Raw genomic sequence first — 25,658 nt, forward strand, 5'->3', positions numbered from 1 at the left:
AAAGGCTCTCCTCCATGCACAATCATCATGGAGGAGAGCCTGTTTGGCTTGCTGTTATGCTATTTGGCCTGCGCCTCTTCGCCGCGCTGCGGCACAATCAGTAAATCGATAATTTCGTCCCCTTTGCCTACAGAGGCTAGTGCCTTCCCGATCGATTTGCGATCGGCCAGCGGGGCCGCTTCCGAATTAAACCCATATGACTCGCCCTGCTTCGTCATAGCTACGATGTCCAGCGCTTCCTTGCAATGGAAGCCGCCCGCAATGCGGCTGCCGTTCGGCTTCACGCGCTTGCCTTCCTTGAACTCGAACGTCTGCACGCCGCGTCCGCCGCGGCTTTGCATCGGATAATCCAGCAGCAGGCTGCGCTTGCCGTAACCCAGGTCAGAGACGACCAGGATTTCTCCTTCTTCGCCTTCCACCCAAAGTGCGGCTACCACCTCGTCGCCGTCCTTCAGGCCAATGCCTTTAACACCAGAAGCAACGCGTCCCATCGGGTTGACTTCATTTTCGGCAAAGCGAATCGCCATGCCATCCTTCGTGAGCAGCAGGATTTCGGCCGTGTTCCGGCTGAGCTGCACCTGAATGATTTCATCCCCATCCGCAACCTTCGCAGCGGCGACGGCGCCGGAGCGCTTCGTCTCGTAGTCCTTCAGCAGCGTGCGTTTTACCTGTCCGCGTTTCGTCACGAATACGAGGCTTGTATCCGGCTCTTCAAAGGTTTTGATCGGGATAACACTAACGATGTGGTCTTCCTTGGCCATGGCGATAACATTGACGATCGCCGTTCCGTTATCCTTCCACTTGAACTCGGGAATTTGATGCACAGGCAGCACGAAGTATTGCCCCCGCTGCGTAAAGATCAGCACATTTTGCAGCGTATCCACATCAAGGATATGCTTAATGTAATCGCCGTCCTTCACACCCGAGCCGTCCAGCTCGCCGCCGGAGCGGGTAAAGGAAAGCATGCTCGTACGCTTGATATAACCTTCATTAGACAGCGTAACAAGCACATCTTCCTGAGCGACCATGACTTCAAGGTTAACCTTGATTTCCTCAACCTCGCCCTGAATTTCCGAGCGGCGGTCCACGCCGTATTTCTCCCGGATTTCCAATAGTTCTTTCTTAATAACCGCAATCAGCTTCTTGTCGCTCTCCAGAATTCCCCGCAGCGTGGCAATTTTCTTGTTCAGCTCGTTTAATTCTTTCTCTAACGACGTAATTTCCAAATTCGTCAAGCGGTACAATTGCAAAGTAAGGATCGCGTCAGCCTGCCGCTCGGTAAATCCGAACATCCATTGCAGATTGTTCTGAGCATCCTGACGGTTCTTGGAAGCCTTGATCGCGGCAATGACCTCGTCAAGAATATTCAGCGCTTTGACCAGGCCCTCGACAACATGGGCCCGATCCTCCGCCTTCTCCAGCTCGTACTGCGTTCTGAATGTCACGACCTCGCGCTGGTGGGCGATATAAGCTTCAAGGATCGGCTTCAAGCCGAGCTGGCGCGGCGCCTTGTTGACGATCGCCACCATGTTGAAGTTATAGGTTACCTGCAAATCGGTTTTCTTCAGCAAATACGCCAAAATCCCCTGGGCATCCGCATCCTTCCGCAGCTCTACGACAATCCGCAGCCCTTCGCGGCCGCTCTCGTCGCGAACTTCGGCGATCCCGTCCACCTTCTTCTCCAGGCGGATATTCTCCATTGCGGTAACCAAGCGAGACTTAACAACCTGGTATGGAATTTCCGTAATCACGATCTGCTGCTTCCCGCCGCGCAGTGACTCAATTTCCGTCTTCGCGCGGATATAGATGCGGCCTCGCCCAGTCTCGTAGGCATCCTTGATGCCTTCTTCACCCATGATGATGCCGTGGGTCGGAAAGTCCGGCCCCTTCACATAGGCGCGGATTTCTTCCAGGCTCATGCTTGGCTTCTCCATGACCGCAATACACGCATCAATGACTTCGCGCAGATTATGCGGCGGAATTTCAGTAGCGAAGCCTGCGGAAATTCCGCTGACGCCGTTGACTAGCAGATTCGGATACCGCGATGGAAGCACGACAGGCTCCATCGCGGTATTGTCGAAATTGTCCTTGAACGGAACTGTCCGCTTATCGATGTCACGCAGCAGCTCCATGGCGATCGGCGACAATCTTGCCTCGGTATAACGCATCGCCGCTGCCGGGTCATCGTCCTGCGAGCCCCAATTCCCATGGCCATCTATCAGCACATGCCCCATTTTCCAAGGCTGGGCCATGCGCACCATTCCCTCGTAAATCGAAGAGTCGCCGTGCGGATGGTAATTCCCCATTACGTCTCCGACTGTCTTGGCGGATTTGCGATACGGCTTGTCCGGAGTGTTCCCCGAATCGTACATGGCGTATAGAATCCGTCTTTGAACAGGCTTCAGGCCGTCGCGCACATCGGGAATAGCGCGATCCTGAATGATATATTTGGAATACCGGCCAAACCGGTCGCCAACGACTTCCTCCAAATAGGCCGGCAAAAAGTTCTCCATTAAACTCAAATCAAGTCACCCTCTATTCCTCATACTCCGTGAAATCTACATTTTCGACGATCCAGCGCTTCCGTGGATCAACCTTATCGCCCATTAACGTGGACACGCGGCGCTCCGCCTTTGTAGCGTCCTCGATCTGCACCTGGAGCAGCGTCCGTGTCTCCGGATTCATCGTCGTTTCCCACAGCTGATCCGGGTTCATTTCTCCGAGTCCTTTATAACGCTGCAGTTCGAAATTTTTGCCGAATTCCTTTAAATAATTTTGCAGCTGCTCGTCAGTCCACGCATATCTAACCGTCTCAAGCTTGCCGGATTTGCGCGTAATTTTGTATAGCGGAGGCTGGGCAATATACACCCGTCCCGCATCGATCAGCGGCTTCATATAGCGGTAGAAGAAGGTCAGCAGCAGCACCTGGATGTGCGCGCCGTCCGTGTCCGCGTCCGTCATAATGATGATCTTGGAATAATTGCTGTCCTCCAGCGCAAATTCCGTGCCGATGCCGGCGCCAATCGCCGAGATAATGTACCGGTACTCATCGTTCTTTAATATATCCGCGAGCTTTGCCTTTTCCGGGTTCATCGGCTTTCCTTTTAGCGGCAGAATCGCCTGGGTCTTTGAATCCCGGCCCTGCTTGGCGGAGCCGCCAGCGGAGTCGCCCTCCACGATGAACAGCTCGTTGCGCGTGAAATCCTTCGATTGAGCAGGAGTAAGCTTGCCGCCGAGGTTGGAGCTCTCGCTGCGCTTCTTGCCTGTGCGCATTTCATCCCTTGCTTTGCGGGCTGCTTCGCGGGCCCTGGATGCCTGCACAGCCTTTTTGATCAGCAGCTGAGCCACCTGCGGGTTCTCTTCCAGAAACAGCGCCATATTCTCGGAGACGACAGCATCCACTGTGCTTCTAGCCGAGGCGCTGCCGAGCTGATCTTTCGTTTGACCGACGAACTCGACTTCAGCCATCTTGACACTGATAACCGCCATCATGCCCTCGCGCAGATCCGTTCCTTCCAGGTTCTTATCCTTCTCCTTCAGGAGGCCGTTCTTGCGGGCGTAATCATTCATGACCCGCGTATACGCGGTCTTGAAGCCTGTCTCATGCGTTCCTCCCCCGCGGGTCGGAATTGAGTTAACGAAGGAAGCCAGCGTCTCGGTATACCCTGCGTTATATTGCAAAGCAACCTCAACCTCGACGTCCTCCTTCTCCGCATAGAAATGAATGACGTCGTGCAGCACTTCCTTGCCTTCGTTCAGGAACTGGACGAACTGGCTTGCTCCGCCCTCGTAATAAAACTCATCTGCCCGATCGGAGCGCTCGTCCTTCAGCGTAACCTTGAGCCCGGAATTCAGAAAGGCAATTTCCTGCAGGCGCTCGGCCAGCGTATCGTAATTCAGCCCGATTCCGTTCGGAAATACGCGAATATCCGGTTTAAAAGTCACTTTCGTACCAGTCCGGTTCGTATTGCCGATGATCTCCAGTCCGCTAACAGGCTCCCCGACATGCTCCTTTCCCTTCTTATCGACCCAGTATTCGAAGCGCTGGCGGTGGATTTTGCCGTCCCGGTAAATTTCGACCTCCAGCCACTCGGACAGCGCGTTCGTCACCGAAGCGCCAACGCCGTGCAGGCCGCCTGACTTCTTGTAGCCCGAACCGCCGAATTTGCCCCCCGCGTGCAGAATCGTGAACACGACCTGCGGCGTTGGAATTCCGGTCTTGTGAATGCTCGTGGGTATGCCCCGCCCGTTATCGAATACGGTTACCGATCCGTCCTTGTTCAATGAGATATCGATCTTAGAGCAATACTTCGCCAAATGCTCGTCTACAGCGTTATCCACGATCTCCCATACTAAATGATGTAATCCCGACGAGCTCGTACTGCCGATATACATACCTGGCCGTTTACGTACCGCGACAAGCCCTTCGAGCACTTGAATGTCGTCAGCGTCGTATCCTGAAGCCGCCGTACCGACCGCTGGCTGGACGGCGTCTTCAAACAAATCGATTTGATCGGCCATTCATGCTCCCCCTTTTATGCTTCTTTATGTAGACATTTGACTTACAAATGCAAACAGATGTTTTGGTTTCCTTGTCCATTTTAATTCAATATATCCTGTTTCGTAAAGACAAGGAATGAAACAACGAGCGATCCAAGGCCCCAAACAGCCAGCACGCCCAATGAAAAACCTAGTGTCATTCCTTCGATCGGCGCGGGCGTTCCCGCCAAATATTGCGTCAGACCCAAATTGACCATAAACAAATATTTTGCGCTCGTCCAGGCCGATGCCAAATTCGTCAGGATATTGCCTGCAATCAAGGCCGCCATCATAATGACGATGCTTGCCGCTGTGCTTCGCACAAGCACGGATACCATAAAGGCGAGCATAGCCACAACCGAACTGACGAACCAGATCAGCCCCATTTGCATCAATATATACTTCCACTGTGGAACAGCGTGTACTCCTGTTATATCGACATCTGCGCCCTGAAGTTTAAATCCGGTAAAGACAGGCAAATTAAACCCTTTATACCCGAAAAATAGTCCCGATATCAAATAACATATGATAAACGTGGACACGACGATCAGCGACACGAACATGAGCAAAGTGATCAGCTTGCTCAGCAGCACCTTCCAGCGCCTGACCGGCCGGGTCAGCAGCATTTTAATCGTCCCGCTCGTACGTTCCGAAGAGACGATATCCGACCCGATGCCCATAATAAGCAGCGGAATGAACAATGTCGCCGCATTATCAAGAAACTCCTTTGTAAAGGCGACGGCTCCAGGCTGCCGGGGATTCACGTCGTGCTCCAAATAATATTTCATCTGCTGAATATAAATGAGACGGTATTTCTTCCATTCCTCCGGCACACGGTCGCTTCCCAGGGAATTCTGATTGTCCGTAATCGCCTGCTGCACTTCCCTGCGCCAATCCGTGCCGAATTTGCTCCGCTTATCCTCTGCCGCCCGCAATTGCGCATAAGAGAATATCGGGACAAGCACGAGCAGTACCAGCAGGATGACGTAGAAGCGCTTCTTCTTAATCATCTTGATCGTTTCATTCTTCACCAATGCCATCATACTATTCAATGCTCTCACCTTCCGTCAATTCAAGGAACAGCTGCTCCAGCGTAGGATTGATCTTCTGTACGGCATGTACCTGAATTTCTTCCGCAACCAGCCGGGGCATTAGCGCTGGGACCTCTTCTGGCAGCATTTGCGTTACGATAGCCTGCTCGCTCATCCCGGCTAGAATTGTATCGTCCAGCACTTGGTCGGGATCGGGAATGATCGTGATCCCGGCGGCAGACAACAGCTCCAAGCCGCGCTCGCGGGGGGACAGCTCCCAAATCACATAATTCGAATTTTTCGAGATCATCTCCTCCACGGCACCCACCGCCAGCACGCGCCCTCGGCTGATGATCGCTACGCGGTCGCACAATAATTGAATTTCGCTGAGCAAATGGCTGGACACGAATACGGCTAAGCCTTCCTCGGCCAGCCGGCGAATGAATATCCGCAGCTCCTTGATTCCTTTGGGATCGAGTCCGTTCGTCGGCTCATCAAGAATTAACAACTTGGGGCGCCCAAGCAGTGCCTGAGCGATGCCAAGCCGCTGGCGCATGCCCAGAGAGTAGGTCTTGACCTTATCGTGGATACGCTGGTCTAGGCCGACAACCTCTACGACTTCGGCGATTCGCTGCTCGCCTATGCCGGGCATCATTCTTGCGAAATGCTGCAAGTTCTCCCAGCCCGTCAAATAAGGATATACTTCAGGATTTTCCACGATTGAACCGACGTAGGCAAGCGCCTGCTCCGGCTGCTTTCTGACGTCGAATCCGCAAATCCTCACCTTGCCCTCCGTCGGGCGGATCAAATCAACAAGCATCCGGATCGTCGTCGTCTTTCCCGCGCCATTCGGACCCAGAAAGCCGAATACCTCGCCCTCCTGCACCTCAAACGTCACATCCTGCACGATCCACTTTCGGCCGATCCGCTTCCTTAAATGCTCAACGCTGAGCACCATCTGCCTCTGCTTACCGCCATGCACATCCGCCCCTGATCCGCCATCCGGTGCAGGACGCCGCTTCGTTCCTGCGTTCATAAATTCCACCCCTTAATACTGTATCTGCACCTGCAGGCAGCACCGATTCCGGTCATCATTTAACCCCTTGCAGGATCCGTTCCGCAATGATCTGATATCCGGCGCCGTTCGGATGAAAATGATCGCTCGCCAAATATTTTTGCGAATTATATGTAAACAGGTCAAACGTCGGCACGATCAGAGTACGTTCGCGCTTGCGCAATGTGTCCGCCGCAATATGATTCCACCGCGAAACGGCCTCGTCGCCAATTTCCCGCATTCCCGGCAGATCGGAGAACGGATTGTACAAGCTGACATAAACAAGCTGCGCCTGAGAATTAATCTCCAGAATACTGTCTGCAATGATCCCGAGTCGCTCCGATGCCTGCGTCACCGATTGCTCAAGCTCCGCTTCCGTAGGCAGCCTTCCTCCTGACTGCAGACTTTCCGCCCCTTTAAACAGATCGTTCCCTCCGACCGACATGACGATGATATCGGCTTGGCTAAGCGAATATTGTACTCCTTTCTCTTTCAGCAATTCAGCCAGCCCTTCTGTCGTCAGACCGTTAATGCCGAGATTGTTGACCAGCTTTGAATCCCTTCCCCCGTTCTTCACCAGTTCGACGAAGCGTCTTGCGAACCCTTTGCCGCTATCGTCTCCCGTTCCTTTGGAGAGCGAATCCCCAATGGCCGTGACGTTCAGAACATTCGATGGTTCGGGCGGAACGCCCGGCTCTTCACCTGGCTGTTCGGTTATGCCCTGATTGAGCCCGATCCCGTTTCCTGCGGTTCCGGGCATAATCACGTCACTGACTGCATATAGAAATCCGGCAATGAGCAATACGGTGGACAACAGCGATATGACTCCGGTCGTCCGCCAAATCCGTGATGTGGATTTCATTGTGTTTCTTGTCCTCCTGTGCCATTATTTCCTTTTCCTTCGATCATTAATAACTTTTCCAGCTAATAACTAACATAAAACTTCTTCCTTCAATAAGCAAATTCAGTTTCCAAAATAACCAGTAAAAAACTAAACTAAAAAACTGGATTTTCAAAAAAGACAGGAGTATAATACTTTGTACAGGCAACAACGAGGGTTATTAGCTTAGCTGGTAGAGCAGCCGACTCTTAATCGGCAGGTCGCAGGTTCGACCCCTGCATAACCCATATTTAGGCTGAATAAGAGCTGTTTTCGCATATTGCATATGCGGGAACAGCTCTTTTGTCATCTCATTTGTAATAAATCCTGGCTAAAAAAAATTTACCCGGCAAGCCGAGCTGCCAGGTAAATCCTTATTGCTTATGACTATTTGCCGATGAATTCCTGAACCCAGTGACCGTTATAATAGCCAACGCCAATTAAAGTATACTTCGGGTTCAGAATATTCGCCTTGTGCCCAGGGCTGTCCATCCAGGCGGCTACGACCTCGGCCGGCGTTTTTTGTCCCTTGGCAATGTTCTCGCCTGCGTACAGATAGGTGATTTTGTAGGCATCCATCATATCAAACGGCGAACCGTATTTCGGCGAGGTGTGGCTGAAATATTTGTTTTTGTACATATCGATCGCTTTATCCTTAGCCATTTTGGTTAAGTTCGTATGCACAACTAGCGGCTTCAGTCCCGCATTCTTCCGTTCCACATTCACTAATGCAACTACCTTGGCCGCATTTTCGGCCTGAATTTTCGCATATAAGGCCGCCGTCTGCTGGGCGGATGACTTGGACGTCGAGGACGTGGCCGCATAGACCGCGCCACTGCCAGACCCCGGCAGTCCCGGAACCGAAGCCAGCGATGCCGTCAAGCCGAGCAGCATAGCCCCTGACAGGATTGCTTTTGCCTTCGATTTGTTCATGCTGTATATCCTCCTTCAGACTCCTTACATTCTTTGGAGTATCTTGTCATATTCTAACATGACTTTTGAAGCGCCGCATGAGCAATTTATGGGAAAGCTCTTCCAAGTTTCTCGGGTCAGGCTTACGGACACAGAAGCCTTTATTATCGGCAAACGGCGCAAAGAGATAGCTTATTTCCATGTCCTAACGGAACCATTGTCCGATAGAGTTCCTATTCCTGTCCTGTTCCTGTCCTGTTCCTGTCCTGCTCCTGTCCTGCTCCTGTCCTGCTCCTGTCCTGCTCCAGCCCCCGCTGGCCACCAGTCAATCCCAGCAATCACAGGCTAAGCCGTACTTATTACTTCTTCGCGGCATATTTCCGCATATCGAAAGCAACCGCTGCAACGATGATCGCGCCTTTAATGATTTGCTGCCAATAAGGACCGACACCGATAAACGTCAAACCATAGTTGATAACCGTAAATATAAGTACCCCGGCCATAACGCCTTGAACCTTGCCAATCCCGCCGGTCGTCGACACGCCGCCAACGACGCAAGCGGCGATGGCGTCAAGTTCGTACATGTTGCCGTAGTTGTTCGTTGCGCCGCCCGTGCGGGCAGCTTCAAGCACCCCAGCCAGGCCGTACAATGCCCCTGCAATCGAATAAATAATGATCAGGTTTCTGGACACATTAATGCCCGATACCTTCGCGGCCTGTTCATTGCCGCCGATCGCATACATATTTTTGCCGAGTCTCGTTTTGTTGAACATGACCCAGACGATGAAGCATACAAAAATGGCGATGATAACAATATTAGGAATGGAGATTGGCCCAATACCGATGCTTCCGGAGCCCATTTTCGTAAAGTCGTCGCGCAGCCCCCCGATCGGCTGGGAATTATTCGGATCCATATCGAAATACAAAGAGTTGATGCCGTAAATGGCAACCATCGAACCTAGCGTGGCGATAAACGGCGGCACCTTGAATTTCGATACGATGATTCCGTTGATCATCCCGAACACTAGTCCGACAGCAATTGCCAGCAGAATCGGAACGAACAGCGGCAGTTCCGACAAATTCGGAAAGAAACGCCGCGGATAATCCTGCATCTGCAGCATGGACGCCGAGATGACCGCCGTCAAACCGACCATCCGCCCAGCGGACAAGTCCGTGCCGCCGGTAATCAGAATAAACGCCACTCCAAGGGCGATAATAACCCGCGTGGATGACTGCACTAGAATATCGCGGAGCGAGCTGATTCCAATAAAATTGGGATCATATACAGTAATGCCGATAATCAATACGGCCAGTACGATATAAATCGCATATTCGGATACGAACCCTTGCATTTTTTTCACATTCATGATCGTCTCTCCTTCTTCTCAAGCCTTAATGCTGGGCGGCCAAAGTCATAATCTCTTTCTCCGTTGCTTTGTCTCCGTCCACGATGCCGGTAATCCGTCCTTCGGACATGACCATAATCCGGTCAGACATGCCAAGCAGCTCGGGCATTTCAGAGGAGATCATGATGATGCTCTTTCCTTGCTCCGCCAGCTCGGCGATGATCGAATAAATCTCGAATTTGGCGCCTACGTCGATTCCCCGCGTAGGTTCATCGAGCAGCAGGATTTCCGGCTCCGTAAGCAGCCATCTGGCCAGCAGCACCTTCTGCTGATTGCCGCCCGACAAGTTCATGATCAGCGTCTTATGCGTCGGTGTCTTCGTGCGCAGCTTCTCCACCATCGAGTTGACCTCGCGCTTTTTCTTCTTCTCATCAAGCAGCCCGTACGGCTTCACGTACCGCCTCATATTGGCAATGGCTCCGTTCTCATGCACCGATAATACCGAGAAGATGCCTGTGGTGCGCCGTTCCTCCGTCAGCAAGGCGAGTCCTAGCTTCTTGGCATCGCTGGAATTACGGATGTTCACGGCTTTGCCGTTGATTTCGATCGTGCCGGAGGCGATTTTGCGCAGGCCAAATAATGCCTCGACGAGTTCGGTGCGCTGCGCGCCCACGAGGCCGCCTATGCCGAGGATCTCTCCTCTTCGCAGCTCAAAAGAAATATGTTTGAACGACTTCGGATCCGGGGAGGTCAGGTTATCTACTTTCAGAATGACTCCGTCCGGGTGATTATGGCGGTCAGGAAAGCGCTGAGTCAGATCCCGTCCAACCATCTTGGAAATGATCAGGTCCGTCGTCATCTCTGCTGCCGGCCATGTTCCGATTTTTTGCCCGTCGCGCATAATGGTGACATCGTCCGATATACGCAAAATTTCTTCCATCTTGTGCGAAATATATATGATTGCTACGCCGCGTTTTTTCAAATCGTTAATGATCCGGAACAAATGCTCCACTTCCACGCTAGTCAGCGAGGAGGTCGGTTCGTCCATAACGATGATTTTCGAGTTGAAAGAAACCGCCTTCGCAATTTCAATCGATTGTATTTTCGAGACCGATAATTTCCCGACCAAAATGTCGGGTTCTATGGGAATATCGAGCTCTTTAAACAGCTCCTGCGTATCCCGGTACATTTTGCGGTGGTCGACCATTTTGAACGGTCCTATTCCGCGCATCGGGAATCGGCCTAGCCATATATTTTCCATCACATTACGGTATGGCACAGGATGCAGCTCCTGATGAATCATGGAGACGCCTAGCGCCAGCGCATCCCGGGAATTGTTGATTTCCGCCTTCATGCCTTGAATGTATATCTCGCCGCCGTCCGGACGGTAAATGCCGAACAGGCACTTCATCAGCGTCGATTTGCCCGCTCCATTTTCGCCCATCAGGGCATGAACAGTGCCCGGCCTCACCTGAAGAGTCACTCCGTCAAGCGCTTTGACGCCCGGAAACTCCTTCATAATATTTTTCATTTCGAGCATATATGGTTGTTCAGACATCGTATACGCCTCCTGATTGAATTGTCGCCATATAGAGGCACAGCAAGCTTATCCCCCAATAATTCGTTCCTATCTGATCTGACTCTTGAAAAAAGGAAGGCTCGCTACCGAAAGGCATCGAACCTCCCTTCCTCTCTATTGCTGAAAAGACCTGCTGCTTCTGTGACTTACTTAAACTCGGCTGCGTTTTCCTTCGTTACCTTCTGGTAAGGGATCCAGATGTATTGATTATCGGAAATTTCAAAACCTACGCTTTCGGTAGTAATTTCATCGCCCTTGGCCAGCATGGCAGCAAGCGTAACCGCAGCTTTACCCTGGTTCTGCGCATCATTCAGCACCGTGCCAAGCATCGTTCCTTGCTCAAGTGCCTGCAGTGCCGGTGCCGTAGCATCTACGCCTACAACCGGAATGTATTTGTCTCCCGTAAAGTAGCCGGCCGCTTTAAGCGCTTCGATGGCCCCCAGGGCCATATCATCGTTGTTAGCCAGTACAGCTTCGATTTTATCGCCGTTGGCCGCAAGGAACGCCGCCATTTTCTCCTGGCCTTTTACCCGGTCCCACATCGCCGTATCCTCATTCACTTTTTCAACTTTGATGCCAGCGTCCTCGATGGCCTGAACAGAATACTGAGTGCGCAGCTCGGCATCCTGGTGTCCTGGCTCGCCCTTCAGCATGACGTATTGCAGCACGCCGTCTCCGTTCTTGTCAGCTTCGGGATGGGCTTTCCAATAATCGGCGATAATCTGGCCGGATAATGTGCCGGACTCTTCCGCTCTTGCCCCAACGTAATAGACCTTGTCCCATTTCTTCATGTCTTCAGGCAGCGGCTCGCGGTTCAGGAACACGACAGGCGTGTCTTTGGCCTTTGCTTTGTCAATAATGACACCGGCAGCAGTACGGTCCACCGGATTGATGACCAGTGCATTTGTCTTCTTCGTGAGGAATAAGTCAACTTTGTCGTTTTGAGTTGGCTGAGAATTCTGGCTGTCCACGATCTCCAGCTTGGCGATCCCTTCCCCGTTCTGCCGGATCGAGTTGCGCACTCCGGTCATGAAGGTATCGTCGAATTTGTAGATGGCCACGCCGACGCTCGGCGTCGAGCCTGCGCCCGAACCTTCCTGATTACCGCCGTTGGAGCAGCCAGCCAGCGCTGTACCAAGAAGAGCGGCAGCCAGCATAGCAGAAGCAATTTTCTTCATCATTTTGACCTCCTGAAATCAATTTCGTTTTCTTTATCTTTGTGGATACGATTACATTATGCCGGGCTCTTCCAAGAAAGCGAATCTAAAATTCTGAGATGTTCTATGAAAATTCTGATCAAATGCTCAACTCATTCATATTTCACAACAAATCGCTAACAAAAAAAGCCCCGTCCCTGAAGCGGAAACGAAGCTATGGGCACACACGCTATATGTGATTAATCACTGCACAAACGGGAACAGCAGCTTCTGATGCTCCGGCCAGAGCATATTGTCCAAATCGATCAGCTTCGTATCGGTCGGTATCCGATCCTCCAGCTTCTCGCCCCGGGCGGCTTGAACGGCGGCAGCCACGGCCAGGTAACCGTTGTTGAACGGATTCTGGACGACCATCGCCTGCACCTTTTCCTCCTGCATCAGCTCCAGCATCTCTGGCGGATTGTCGAAGGTGATCATCTTGACGACTCCGCCGTAGCCGAGGTCGCTGACCGCTCTTCCGGCCCCGATCGAAGATTCGGCACTTAAGGAGACCAGCCCGTCTATTCCGGGGTATTTGGCCAGCATCTCCTTCGTCAGCCTGTACGCAAGCTCTTCATCGGAGCCGCAATATTGAATATCAACGACCTCGATCCCCGGAAAGCGAGCTACGTAATCCAGGAACCCTTCCTCCCGCTGGTCGGCGTTCCGCGCCCCTTTCACAAAATTTACGATACCCACCTGGCTGTTCTTTCCGATCAGCTGCACCAGGCGCTCGGCAGCTTTCTGTCCCGCTTCGTAGTTATTGGTGCCCACATACGTTTTGACTTTCGTGGAAGCTACTTCCGAGTCCATAGAAATCACGGGAATATCATAATAGGAGGAACGGTCGGTCACTTGGCCGAGTGCTTCATAATCACTGGCCGACAATATAATGGCGTCTGGACGGCGGGCGATAGATTCCTCCATCAGTGCGATTTGATCCCTGTAGTCGTTCTCGTTGCTAGGCGCCATATAATTGAGCTGAACATTATACTCCTTCGCGGCCACTTCGGCTCCCATACGGATCGTTCGCCAATAATCTCCGCGATCCAGCTTGACAATCATGTCGATGACCATCACGTTGCGTTCATGCTGCGGAGTTACGGAAGAGGTGCAGGATACCAGCAGAGCCATCGCAAACAGCAGCGGTACAGTCCGAAATGCCTGCCGCATGCGGCGGAGTTTGCTGGGCGGTATGCCTGAACGGCCTCGGTGAACGGCCTGATCCAAATCACGCACCTTGCAGTCATCAACTCTGAACGCTTGTTGTGTCGGCATCCTTCTCATGTCCTCTCCCTCCTCTGTACGCTTTCCACCTTGACGACGGGTATCGTAATTGTGACGGCCGTTCCTTCCTCCAGCTCACTCTCGAAATGCAGCCCGTAAGCGGCCCCGTAATACAAGGCGATCCGCTCCTGCACATTCCGTACCCCTACGCCGGACCCGGGGCCGCTCTCGCTTCGCGCATCCCCTGCCCGTACTTTTGCCAGCCTGTCTGGACTCATTCCTACGCCGTTATCCTTGATTTGCAGCCGTAATTGCTCGTTCTCATAAGTGACATAGATCCCAATGAATCCTTCTTCTGCCAGCTGCTCGATACCGTGATGAATCGCGTTTTCCACAAGCGGCTGTAAGATCAGCTTCAGCGTCAGGCAATCGAGCGCCGCTTCCTCGCATTTGATTTCATACCGGAATTTATTCTTGAAGCGGATCGTCTGAATAATTAAATAATTCCTGACATGCTCCAGCTCTTCCTCAACGGAAATGATATGGCTCCCCTTGCTCAAACTAATCCGGAAAAAGCGCGACAACGACGTTATTGTCGTCACAACCTCCTCGTTGCGTCCCATCTCGGCCAGACGGGTAACCGAGTTCAATGTGTTGTATAGAAAATGCGGATTAATCTGCGATTGCAGTACGTCGAGCTCGCTTTTTCGCTTGGCTTCCTGCTCCTCAATAATTTGATCCATCAGTTCGCGAATACGCCTCAGCATCAAGTTGAACCGCTTAGATAACTGTTCCACCTCGTATACCCCGCCTACATGAACAGCCGTACGGAAATTACCTTTCTCAACCTTTTTGACGGACCGCTCCAACCTGCGGATCGGCTGCGAAATTTTGGCGGAGACGTAAATCGATAACATCAGTACAATTACAATCACGCAGAGCAGGAACCATACGATAAAATCACGCAGCTCCTGCTTCGTAGTCAAAAACTCCTCTACATAAGCGACCCCGACGATTTTCCATCCGATCGGCTCTACCGTCTGAATCAGAATAATGCGCTGCTCCCCTTCCGAATCGTCCAAATAGCTTCCGAAGCTGTAATTGAGGACCGGCTCCAGATTCTCATATTTCAGCCCGGCGTAAATCAGCTGCTGCTGGGGATGATACACTATATTCCCCGCCGCATCGATAATGTAGACATAGCCCTGTTTGCCCAACATCACGCTTTTGCTGAGCTCGTCTATCGTTCGGAAATTAACATCAATCACAAGTACGCCTTCATGGAGCTCGTCCCCGTTGTAATACTGAATCACTTTGCTCATCGAGACGACCCACCGGTACTGCCACTTGAACAAATTTTGAATATGGGGCGGCGTAAACTGCAGCTTTCCTGGATTTTTCTTAGCCATCTCAAACCAGGACTGCTCCGTCAGCTGCGTGTTTTGCCGCATCGGAATGGCTGGCACATTGCGGATGAGCTCCCCCTCCGTCGAGAACAGCGCAATCGAAACGAGATCCTCGCGTGTGCCCAGAATCGTTCCCAGCTGCTCCTCCAGCTTTGCGTCGCTCCATGTGCTGCCTTCGTTGATTTTCTCCTCCGCAACCTCAAATATATCCTCCATCCCGTTTACGTAGAGCTCCAAATTCGCATTGACCTGCTCGATAATTTGATTGAGGTTCAAATACGTGTTCTGTTCGGAAGCTTTGGAGAAGCGGTCAAACAGCATGTAACTGACCAGGATAACAACAAATACCGTAATCGAAATCGTAGATAAGGTGATAATCGTCTGAATGTTTCGCAGATGGAACTGCTTAAGGAACGAGCTTGCATGCCTCAGCCAGTTCATGTCCGTCCCGTCCCGTTACGATATTCCTTCGGCGAAATCCCGAATTTCTTGCGGAAGCAGAAGCTGAAATAATTCGGATCGGTGAAGCCTACCCTTTCAGCGATTTCAAACGCTTTCAATTCCGTGCTTCGCAGTAAATATTGCGCAGCCTCCATACGGATGCCCAGCAAATAATTCACGAAGGTCATTTTCATTTCCCGCTTAAAAATATTACTGAAATAACCTGTGCTGATATGCAAATGACGGCACACTTTATTAATAGACATATCGCTATCATGGAAATTGCCCTCTATGTATGCCTTCGCCTCGGCCACCAGCTGGCTGTAGCTGGACTGCCGATCCGAGGCGATCGAGCTCCTCAGTTTGGCGCAAATGCCGTTAAACCATGTCTTCGCTTCGCTCGCATGGTTGATTTTTGCGAAATGCCCCAGCAATGCCCCTTCATTCCCGAACAACTGATCCAAATTGACCCCGGACTCTTTAGCGACCCGAATGACTGTCGTCAGCATTTCCAGCAGATGAACCTGAAAATCCTCATAAGACACCTTGCTGTCCACCATGACCGAAAACAGCTCATCCAGCAAATCCTGCAATTCCAAATCGCTTCCGACCTTCAGGCAGCGGGTCAGCTCCTTCTCGCGGGTGTCGTCGTATATAAACGGAATGCTCTGGCGCGACTCGACGTCATGAATCCAGATCACCTTGTTATGCCCGAGGATAAGCCGGTAATCCAGCGCCTGCTGGGCATCCTCGTAGGATATCGTCAGATCACTCAAATTCCGTACAACAGAGCCGCCACCCGCCGTGACGCTCAGCTTGAGATAGCGAGTGACGCTGAAGCGGATTTCTTCGAGTATTTCAAGCGTGCGTGCGGAAATATGCTCCTTATCGTTATCCGGACATATAGTTAACAGTACAACGACATCATGATGAATGAAGGCCCGCCCGTACCGTTCCCGCTCCATAATTTCATTGGCGATATTCAGCACAGCGAACAGCTGCAGCTGATTGTCCTTCATGTCCCGTAAGGAAAGGGCCCTAGCGGCCGATGAACCTCCACTGCCTCCTTCCTCTTCCTCCGGCAATACGAGTGTATCGACGCTAATCACCGATACCATGTAGCCGCCCCCGTCCAGATCCAGCTCGTAATTGCGGCTCTTCTCCCGGATTTCCGCATCCGGCAGGCGGCGGGATACAAGCGAGGAGAGAAATAAACTTTGCAGCACCGGCAAGCTCTGGCGGTAATGCGCGGTCAAGGATTGGACATTCTCCCGCTCGGCCAGCTCCTCATCGATATTGCGCTTTACTTTTCGCAGCACCTCGGCCAATTCTCCGGAGGAAAACGGCTTTAGGAGGTATTCGTCGATTTGCAGGCGGATCGCCTGCTGAGCATACTCAAACTCCTCGAAACCGGTCAGGATGATGATTTTAGTCGAAGGATAGTGGGTTCGGATCCAGTCGGACAGCTGCAAGCCGCTCATGAACGGCATTTGAATGTCAGTGACGACGACATCAGGGACGTGTTTATCGATGAGCTCAGCCGCTTCCTTCCCGTTCTCCGCCGTATCCATGACCATGAAGCCCAGGCCTGCCCAATCGATCTGCTCGGCCAGCCCTTCCCGCACATCCGCTTCATCATCCGCCAAAATTAACTTATACATGGAAATCACCCTTCTACTTGCAACAATATAAACGATGTATGTATTCCTAGATTTCCACCCGATTTTATAATATCGCCCACCAAATGTAAACTATAGGGCCACGACCATAGTCTAGTATTATTTGCGGCTTTAGACGGTTTTGCTATTCCCCCAATTGGCATACCATGGTAATATCAATTATTGGTAGTACATAACCTATAAATTTTAATGGCGGTTGAAAAAATATGAACAATGATACACAAATTTATATTCTGCTGAGCAATCCGCGGACCATCGTCACGAAATTAATCGGTTTGTACACTAGAGCGAAATACAACCATGCTTCGATTGCATTTGATTCCGAACTTCGCGAAGTGTACAGCTTCGGCCGCAAGCATCCGCTTATTCCCGTTTTCGGCGGATTCGTTAAGGAGAACATTCACTCCGGCGTTTTCGAGAAAGCGACATGCGCTGTCTACAGCTGCCGTGTTAATAAAACTACATATGAAAGAATGCGCAGCTACGTCCGGCAATTCGAAGAGAACGATGAGCTTTACAGTTATAATTTCCTCGGCATCCTCGGCATTATCCTCAATATGGAGCTCGGTGGAGAGAACTCCTATTTTTGCTCCCAATTCGTCAGCACCGTCTTCCAGCAAGGCGGGGTACATCTGGTAAATAAGTCAGCTGCTCTCACGACTCCCGCTGATTTGGAATCCTGCTCGCATCTCGAGCTCATATTCCGCGGGAGACTGGATACGTACCGTCAGCTTTGCCGCTATCGTCGAAGCAGTAATGTCCAGCAGCAGCAGCAGCCATCCTTCGTCATGTAGCAGCTCCGCATCAATTCGCTCCAGGATTTGAATGAAACAGCAAAGAACCTCGCCTAAGGCGAGGTTCTTTGCTGTTTCCGCTATATTCTTAGGTCCGATATCTAGCGCCTCTATCGCTTAGGCATCTAAAGATTTGCTTAGACGGTAGCCTCGGCAAATAAAGCCCACATGCTCATAAAAGGTCTTCGCCAGCATATGGCGCTCCCCGCCCGCAGACAATACCAGCTGCAGGCTCCCCTGCTCCTTAGCCCAAGCTTCAGCCGCCTCCACGAGCTGACGGCCGATTCCGGTGCCCCGGTGCTGCTCATCCACAACCATTGCCGTAATCTGCGTTACCGGATTGCTCATGTCATGCGTCTGATGCTGTTTCAAAAAGGTTGTACCCACAAGCTTGCCATCTAATTCGGCGACGAAGCTGCATAAGAGCGGATGCTCCTCCAGCATGCTAAGGCGCTCCTTAAGCACGCTTGGCGTCGTCGGATATTTCAGCTGGCGCATTAAGGGCAGCATCTGATCCACGTCCCCGGAACAACTTCTGCGAATGACTAAAGCCGGTGCCAACACCATACTACTCATTGACCTTTACCACCTTTAATGAGCTAGCCGCTTGTTTAGCGCGGCTGCGAGCTGTTTCAACATTTTCTGCTCCACTGAGAGCAACGGCCATCCGTCTTCCCTGCTTGCTAAGCGGCTTGCCAAATACGCGGACTTGCGTTCTTGGCACGCCCAGCGCCTCCTCCATGCCTGTGATCGTGAAGTCATCACCTTCCAGTTCGCTCTTGAGCGTCGCGGAAGCTCCGGGCGTCAGCAATCCGACGGAAGGAATCGGAAAGCCCAGAATGGCCCGCACATGCAGGGCGAACTCTGATAAATCCTGGGTAATCATCGTTACCATCCCGGTATCATGCGGCCTCGGAGATACTTCGCTAAATATTGCCCGATCATCCGTCAGGAATAATTCGACGCCGAACACGCCATAGCCGCCCAGGGCATCCGTTACTTTACGGGCGATCTCCTGCGCTTCGGTCAGCTGCGCTGCGCTCATAGCATGAGGCTGCCACGATTCGACGTAATCCCCATCCTGCTGAACGTGCCCGATTGGAGGGCAGAACACCGTTCCCGAGGCAGCCCGAACAGTCAACAACGTAATCTCGCTAGTAAAAGGGATAAAAGCTTCAACAATAACCCGCGTTTGCTTCGCGCGGGCGCCATCCAGCGCAGTCTGCCAGCAATGCGGAACGTCTCCAGGCTCCCGGCATACGCTCTGGCCCTTGCCGGATGAGCTCATTAGCGGCTTAACAACACAGGGATAGCCTACTTCGGCAGCGGCCGCTTCCAGTTCCTCCAGGCTGCTGGCGAACCGGTAATCCGCCGTCGGCAGGCCCAGCTCTTCCGCAGCAAGCCGCCGAATGCCTTCCCGGTCCATCGTCAGCCTTGCCGCTGCAGCGGTCGGAATGACCTTATAGCCTTCGCGCTCCAGCTCGACAAGAACATCCGTCGCAATGGCTTCAATTTCTGGAACAATGAGATCCGGCGAGACGCTGGTGATCAAGGATCGCAGCGCTGCGCCGTCCAGCATATCCATGACATGGGACTCATGCGCGACTCCCATTGCGGGCGCGTGCTCGTAACGGTCGACAGCGATGCATCTGACGCCGAGCCGCTGAGCTTCGATGACTACTTCTTTGCCCAATTCCCCACTGCCAAGCAGCATGATGCTCTTGGCATGCTCTGATTGAGGAGCACCCCACATGACTACAGATATCCCCCTTGAATGATGAGTTAATTCGTCTTCATCTATTTTCGGGTTTTATGAGAAATAAAGCAATAGTTCGACATTAAAATGTGATTAAAATCTTCAGAAAACTACAAAAAACGAAACTGGGCTTCGACAAGTCCGCTGTAAATTCCCTTTTGTTCCATTAATTGCTGATGAGAGCCCTGCTCCTTGATCTCCCCGTGATCCAAGACGACGATATTATCGGCATTGCGAATCGTCGACAGCCGGTGAGCAACGATAAAGGAGGTTCTCCCTTTCAACAGTACCTTGAGCGCATCCTGGATTTTCAGCTCGGTTTCCGTATCGATGCTTGCCGTCGCTTCATCGAGAATCAGAATACGGGGGTTGGCCAACAGCGCCCGCGCGAACGACAGCAGCTGGCGCTGCCCCATCGACAAGGCATTTCCGCGTTCTTCCACCTCAGTATCATAGCCCCCCGGAAGCTTCATGATGAAATCATGCGCATCCACCGCTTTTGCCGCCGCTTCGACTTCCTCATCGGTCGCATCGAGGCGTCCGAAGCGAATATTATCGCGAATGCTGCCGGAGAAAATAAATGTATCCTGAAGCACGATCCCGATTTGGCTTCTGAGGCTTTGGACCGTAACGTCCCTAATATCGTGGCCGTCGATGCGCACCGCACCTTCTGTCGTATCGTAGAACCGGCTGAGCAGGTTGATAATCGTGCTTTTTCCTGAGCCAGTATGTCCGACAAGAGCTATCGATTGGCCCGAACGCACATTTAAGGAAATTCCTTTCAGTGCTTGACGGCCCTTCTCATATTCAAATATGACGTTCTTGAACTCAATATTCCCTTCGATCGGCGGAAGCGGCTTCGCTCCCGGCTTATCCGCAATACTCGGCTCCTCGTCGATAAATTCAAAGATGCGTTCGGAGGATGCCATGGCGACGAGCAGCTGATTATACATCATGCCAAGCCGGTTGATCGGATCCCAGAAGTTCCCAACATAGTTGCTGAACGCCACCAGCAGCCCGATGGTCAGCTGTCCTGACTGGATCATGTACGCCCCGAGCATAAACAAGATGAAAGTTCCCAACCCGCCGGTGATTTCAATAATAGGGCCGAACATCTGGTTCATCGCCGACGCCTTATCCCACGACTTCCTGCTGTCCATGTTCATCATATCGAAGTAGCGCATGTTCTCTTGCTCCTGCGTGTACGCCTGAGTAACACGAATGCCCTGAATCGATTCGTTCAGATGGGAATTGATCCGTGAATTTCGCATCCGCACCTCCTGCCAGGCAATCCGGATTTTCTGCCTCAGCTTTGTCGATACGAAGAACATGATCGGTACGGTGATCATGACCGCCAGCCCGAGCTGCCAGTTGATCAGCAGCAGAATGACGACGATCCCCGCCAGCTGCACGCAGTCAATCATCAGGTTGACCACGCCGTTCGTAAATAGATCCTGCAGCGAGTTCACATCGTTCGTAACCCGAACGAGTACGGAGCCTGCCGGCCGCTTGTCAAAGAAATTGAACGATAGCTTCTGAATATGCTTGAACAGATCCGAGCGCAAATCGTAAATGACTCTCTGCCCGATGATATTCGTATATTTAATGCGCAGTCTGCTGGATACCCACTGCACGATGTATAACGCAACGATGATTCCGGTCAGAACATAGAGCAGTTTTAGACTCGGGCTCCCGGCTTCCGGGGCGATCGCCTTGTCGATCGCAATACTCGTCAAATACGGTACGGTGAGCTTGGTGATGGTTCCCAGCACCGTCATCAGCAACACGAGCGGCAGCATCTGCCTCGCATAAGGCTTCATGTAAGCGAACAAGCGCCTGAACTGCTTCCAGTCAAATGCCTTGTCGATCAGTTCGTCGTCCTGATAGACGAAGCGGTCCTCGATCCGCGTCTTCTGTTTCTTTCCTTTGAACGCCTGATTGCTGCGGGTTTCCGTATGCACGCTACATCACCTTCCCTTCATGGCCCTGGTTAGCCCTGGACAAGTGGTCCGCATATTGGATATGGTACACGTCCTGATACGGCCCTGGAATTGCGATTAGCTCCTCATGGCTGCCGCGCTGAACGATCCGACCTTCATCGAGAACGAGGATTTCATCCGCATGGCGAAGCGACGAAATACGGTGGGCGATAATGAAGGTAGTCCGGCCCTGCATCACTTCCTGGAAGCCTGACTGGATTTCATGCTCGGTCTCCATATCCACGGCGCTCGTCGCGTCGTCGAGAATCAGAATGCGCGGATTTTTGAGCAGCGCCCGCGCGATGGCAATCCGCTGCTTCTGTCCGCCGGACAGCCCCATGCCCCGCTCGCCGACTACAGTATCATAGCCATCCGGCAGCTCCATGATGAAATCATGGGCTTTGGCCAGCTTGGCGGCATGAATGATCTCCTCCATCGAAACCTGCGTCATCCCGTAAGCGATATTGTTGCGAATCGTGGAAGAGAACAGGAATGTCTCCTGAAAGACGGTTGCGATCCCGCTCCGCAGGCTCTTAATGCGTATATCCCTAATGTCTCTTCCGTCCAGGCGGATGCTTCCCTCGTTCACATTGTAGGCGCGCATCAGCAGCTGAATGATCGTCGATTTCCCCGAGCCGGTTCCGCCGAGGAACCCGATGACCGAGCCCGGCTCAGCCGTAAAATGGATATCGGTAACCGCGGGCATCTTGTTGCCGTAAGCAAATGTAACATGGTCGAATTCCACTTTGCCCTTCACGTTCTCCAGATCCAAGTCTACTGCGCCAGCTTCATCCTTCACATCTACGTTCTGGTTCAATATTTCCAGCACCCGCTCTCCTGAAGCCTTGGACTGGGTGTAGTTGTTAATATGGAAGCCAAGCCCCCACATCGGTCCAATGATGAACCAGATCAAGCTGAAGAAGGCAACCAAGTCTCCGAGCGTCAGCTGCTCCTTGATGACAAGCGTTCCCCCTACGGCCAGCAGGACAGCTACGCTGATCGAGGCTAACAGCTCCATGACAGGAAAAAATCTGCTCCACAGCATCGAGGCAAAAATCTGATTATCCTTGTAACGCTCATTCCGATGCGAGAATTTCTCCATCTCGTAAGGTTCGCGCGCAAAGGACTTAACCGTCCGCACCCCGGTTACGTTCTCCTGAACCGCCGTCGTCAGCGAGCTCAGGGCGAGGCGCATTTCCTGGAAGGCAGGGTGGATTTTCGATTCGAATTTTAGAGCCACCGCAGCCAGAAAAGGAATGGTTATCATCGTGACTAGCGTCAGCTGCCAATGAATCGACATCATCATGGCCGCACCGAAAATGACCATGAGCACCAGATTGAGCAGCTGTGCAAACCCGAAGCCAACGAAGTTGCGAATGGCCTCCAAATCCCCCGTCAGCCGGGACATCAGGTCACCGGTTTTTGCTCTATCATAATAGCGGAACGACAGGAATTGCAGCTTCTCGTAACAGGCATTCCGCAGCCGGTAAGCGAGATAGTTGCCCAGTCTTCCGCCGAAAAATCCATGTAAAAACTGCAAAAATGCTTTGATGATCACGACGCCGAGCGCTGTCAGGGCAATCCACAGCACCCCGTCATATTGTGCTGGACGAATTACGTCGTCAATCAGTTTTCTGAGCAGCATAGGATATATGAGCCCAAAACCCGTTGCTGCCGCCAGGCATAGAATCGACATTATCAAATAGGATCGTCGTTCCCGGTAATACCCTCTTAATTGCCTTAGTACTTCCATGTCGTTCCCTCCCAGTAACGCATGTCATCGATGGCTTGCAACATCTGGAATTTGCCCCTCTTCGCGACTGCCGCGTTACTTTTCAGTTATGTTGTTTTTGGAATTTAGATCAAAGCAATGCCTGATGAAGTGCATGAAGACGCTGCGGTACGGCCTTCCACGATTCATCTGAATCCGTGGCTGAAGGCATGCCGGAAACGCTGCTCTCCCATTCTTCCCACTGCGCTTCGAGCGACGCTGCGATCGCCGCAAATCTCGCCGAAGTCTCCTGCGCGTAAAATTCGATCAGATCGCGGCCAAAGCGCTGCACCGCCTCTTTGATACTATCGCTGAGCGGCTCCTCCAGAGCGTCGCGCAATCTTTGCTTACCCCCTCCTTCAAAGAAAGTTTTTGGATTTTTGAAATAACTCCAATATGAAACTGCCTTAATGCCTTGCTCCAGGCTTCCCTCGGAAACGCTTGGAGTCAGCCAGGCAGAGGTTGCATAAATCGACAGCGCCGGCAGTGCCGGAATTTCGTGCTGCAGCCTTACGAGCCAAGCCTCGGCTTCCTTCGCCAGCAGCGACTCGCATTTCTTTTCCAGCCGCAGGGAGGTCGCCTGAACTTCGCGCTCAAGCTCTATGCTTAGCTGAGCCAGCCAGCCCTTGACTGAAGCCGCGAATTTCCGCTTCATATCCCCTCCGTCATCCTGGAGAAGCGAAGGGTGGAAATATTCATGGTACAAATCACCGGCTAGAAACTGCAGCCTTCTGCGCACATGGAACAGCAGTTCTCCGGTTTCCTGCGCGATTTCGGCCTCTTTATCGCTGTTTGCCAGCAATTGAAGCTCTTCTAAGAAACGCTTGCGGTCCAGCGATAACTGAACCTTAAGCTGCTCGCGTTCCTCCTCGCTTTTGGCCAGCGTCTCGCTCCACTGCTCCGCCCGCGCTATGAACTGCTGCAGCTCATGGCGGGCCGCCCCTACGGCGAGACCCGCCAAGTCCTCGCTTATAAAGCGAAGGAACGGGGCCTCGAACCGGGCGAAGCCCGAACTTTCGAGCTTCGCCGCATCCGCGCTGCGCTTCGCGTCCAGCGCAGCGATGCTGGACACAGGATAAATTTGCGGAGCCTCTATGCCTGCGGCCCGCAGTCCTCCCTCCACGTGTTCTACTACGCTCGCCAGCTCGCCCGGCGTTGACGCCAAATCCGCCGCGTTAACGATGAAGAACATTTTATCGAGCGCAAAGCTGCCCTTCACCCGCCCCAGGTGGCCTAAAAACTGGCGATCCGCACGGGAGAAGGCATGGTTGTAGTAGGTAACGTACAGCAATGCATCGCTATTTTTCATATATTCAAAGGTGACTCCCGTATGCCGGGCATGAATGGAATCCGCCCCTGGAGTATCCACGATCACAATCCCCTGCTCGGTGAGCGGACAGGAGTAATACAGGTCAATGCCCGCTACGAAGCAGGCGCGGCTCTCCTCCGCCACATACTCTGCGAATTGTTCCAGTCCCGTGACCTCACGGCTGCCGAGTTTTGCAGCGTTGTGCTCCCAGCCGATCGCCGCCGCTTTCAGGAAGCTGAAGTGAGCCCTCCCGGAAGGCGGCACGTCCGGAGCCTTCAGTTTATTCACTTCGGCTCTCCAGCTTCCTTCTTTCCACGCTCCGAGCTGCAGCGCCTCGAAGGAATATGCCAGATCCTCGCGCATGGCTTCCAGAGACTTGAAGGTGATGGCCGCCTGGCCATGCTTCATGTCCCCTTCGGGCGCAAGGATGCGGTTAATCGCCGCGGTCGTCGGATGCGGCGATACCGGCAGTACCTGAGCGCCGAGCAGCGCGTTCGCGAAGGAGGATTTGCCAGCGCTGAACGCCCCAAACAGCGCGACCGTAAAGCGGCCGCCGCGAAGACCGTCCGCGCGGGCGCGCAGCTCCCTTACCCCCGACCCGAAGGCGGGGTAAGGGGCCAGCGCCTCAGCGGCGGCGCTCAGCACCGCGGCCGCTTCGCCCAGCCGCTGCCGCCCGCTTATCGCGGCAGCGGCTGCAGCGGCTGCGCCAGCGCTGTCGCTGGCGCTCGCGGGCACTGCGGCCGCCAGCGGCGCCATGGC

The 25,658-nt window shown here is 52.7% G+C and carries 18 protein-coding genes and 1 tRNA gene; 2 read left to right on the forward strand and 17 right to left on the reverse strand.

Translation table 11 applies throughout. From position 1 onward, the window contains the following. Positions 1-59: 59 nt before the first annotated feature. The 5 genes from gyrA to GNP95_RS21285 all read right to left on the reverse strand — a co-directional run bounded on the left by gyrA (position 60) and on the right by GNP95_RS21285 (position 7,486). Complete coding sequence (gyrA, locus tag GNP95_RS21265) at positions 60-2,522, reverse strand: DNA gyrase subunit A (RefSeq protein ID WP_155612835.1); 2,463 nt, start codon at positions 2,520-2,522, stop codon at positions 60-62. Between the two features lie 13 nt (positions 2,523-2,535). Next, a complete protein-coding gene (gene parE, locus GNP95_RS21270; protein WP_155612836.1) occupies positions 2,536-4,521 on the reverse strand; it encodes a DNA topoisomerase IV subunit B in 1,986 nt (661 codons plus the stop codon). 80 nt (positions 4,522-4,601) lie between these two features. After that, complete coding sequence (locus GNP95_RS21275; protein WP_373870981.1) at positions 4,602-5,582, reverse strand: ABC transporter permease subunit; 981 nt, start codon at positions 5,580-5,582, stop codon at positions 4,602-4,604. Between the two features lies 1 nt (position 5,583). Next, the gene (locus tag GNP95_RS21280; protein ID WP_230873939.1) at positions 5,584-6,528 is read right to left on the reverse strand and encodes an ABC transporter ATP-binding protein; all 945 of its coding nucleotides are present in this window, start codon (positions 6,526-6,528) and stop codon (positions 5,584-5,586) included. 133 nt (positions 6,529-6,661) lie between these two features. Beyond that, complete coding sequence (locus GNP95_RS21285; protein WP_155612839.1) at positions 6,662-7,486, reverse strand: GDSL-type esterase/lipase family protein; 825 nt, start codon at positions 7,484-7,486, stop codon at positions 6,662-6,664. 193 nt (positions 7,487-7,679) lie between these two features. Between GNP95_RS21285 and GNP95_RS21290 the strand changes: the two genes are divergently transcribed. After that, a tRNA-Lys gene (locus GNP95_RS21290) sits at positions 7,680-7,752 on the forward strand. A gap of 139 nt (positions 7,753-7,891) precedes the next feature. Here GNP95_RS21290 and GNP95_RS26625 read toward each other — a convergent pair. From GNP95_RS26625 to GNP95_RS21325, 7 genes are all read right to left on the reverse strand, one after another. Further along, on the reverse strand, positions 7,892-8,437 hold the full coding sequence (locus GNP95_RS26625) for a CAP domain-containing protein (RefSeq protein ID WP_155612840.1): 546 nt from the start codon (positions 8,435-8,437) through the stop codon (positions 7,892-7,894). 338 nt (positions 8,438-8,775) lie between these two features. After that, positions 8,776-9,783: a galactose/methyl galactoside ABC transporter permease MglC gene (mglC, locus tag GNP95_RS21300; RefSeq protein WP_155612841.1), complete on the reverse strand. Its 1,008-nt coding sequence runs from the start codon at positions 9,781-9,783 to the stop codon at positions 8,776-8,778. Between the two features lie 25 nt (positions 9,784-9,808). After that, positions 9,809-11,320 carry a sugar ABC transporter ATP-binding protein gene (locus GNP95_RS21305; protein ID WP_155612842.1) on the reverse strand — a complete coding sequence of 504 codons (1,512 nt, stop codon included), beginning with the start codon at positions 11,318-11,320 and terminating at the stop codon, positions 9,809-9,811. A 167-nt stretch (positions 11,321-11,487) separates the two neighbouring features. Beyond that, positions 11,488-12,522, reverse strand: coding sequence for a galactose ABC transporter substrate-binding protein (locus GNP95_RS21310; protein ID WP_155612843.1), 1,035 nt, complete (start codon positions 12,520-12,522; stop codon positions 11,488-11,490). Positions 12,523-12,741: 219 nt separating this feature from the next. After that, a complete protein-coding gene (locus GNP95_RS21315; protein ID WP_230873936.1) occupies positions 12,742-13,824 on the reverse strand; it encodes a substrate-binding domain-containing protein in 1,083 nt (360 codons plus the stop codon). After that, positions 13,821-15,611 carry a sensor histidine kinase gene (locus GNP95_RS21320; protein WP_155612844.1) on the reverse strand — a complete coding sequence of 597 codons (1,791 nt, stop codon included), beginning with the start codon at positions 15,609-15,611 and terminating at the stop codon, positions 13,821-13,823. The genes GNP95_RS21315 and GNP95_RS21320 overlap by 4 nt, the downstream gene beginning before the upstream one ends. After that, positions 15,608-17,272, reverse strand: a complete 1,665-nt coding sequence (locus GNP95_RS21325) for a response regulator (protein ID WP_155612845.1) — start codon at positions 17,270-17,272, stop codon at positions 15,608-15,610. Before GNP95_RS21325 ends, GNP95_RS21320 begins: the two co-directional genes overlap by 4 nt. A gap of 224 nt (positions 17,273-17,496) precedes the next feature. Between GNP95_RS21325 and GNP95_RS21330 the strand changes: the two genes are divergently transcribed. Further along, positions 17,497-18,084 (forward strand): hypothetical protein, encoded by a 588-nt coding sequence (locus tag GNP95_RS21330; protein ID WP_155612846.1) that lies wholly within the window; start codon positions 17,497-17,499, stop codon positions 18,082-18,084. Positions 18,085-18,201: 117 nt separating this feature from the next. On the opposite strand, the gene GNP95_RS21335 is transcribed toward GNP95_RS21330, so the two are convergent. The 5 genes from GNP95_RS21335 to GNP95_RS21355 form a co-directional block, all read right to left on the reverse strand. After that, positions 18,202-18,660 carry a GNAT family N-acetyltransferase gene (locus GNP95_RS21335; protein WP_155612847.1) on the reverse strand — a complete coding sequence of 153 codons (459 nt, stop codon included), beginning with the start codon at positions 18,658-18,660 and terminating at the stop codon, positions 18,202-18,204. Next, entirely contained in the window at positions 18,653-19,837 is a 1,185-nt protein-coding gene (gene purT / locus GNP95_RS21340; RefSeq protein WP_155612848.1) for a formate-dependent phosphoribosylglycinamide formyltransferase, read from the reverse strand. Before purT ends, GNP95_RS21335 begins: the two co-directional genes overlap by 8 nt. A gap of 113 nt (positions 19,838-19,950) precedes the next feature. Beyond that, positions 19,951-21,744 (reverse strand): ABC transporter ATP-binding protein, encoded by a 1,794-nt coding sequence (locus GNP95_RS21345; RefSeq protein WP_330163552.1) that lies wholly within the window; start codon positions 21,742-21,744, stop codon positions 19,951-19,953. Between the two features lie 58 nt (positions 21,745-21,802). Further along, entirely contained in the window at positions 21,803-23,572 is a 1,770-nt protein-coding gene (locus GNP95_RS21350) for an ABC transporter ATP-binding protein (RefSeq protein WP_155612849.1), read from the reverse strand. Between the two features lie 109 nt (positions 23,573-23,681). Next, positions 23,682-25,658 (reverse strand): dynamin family protein (locus tag GNP95_RS21355; RefSeq protein WP_196427272.1); only part of this gene is annotated, 1,977 nt, incomplete at its 5' end.

Origin of the sequence: Paenibacillus woosongensis (assembly GCF_009725165.1) — a bacterium.
Taxonomy (GTDB): domain Bacteria; phylum Bacillota; class Bacilli; order Paenibacillales; family Paenibacillaceae; genus Fontibacillus; species Fontibacillus woosongensis.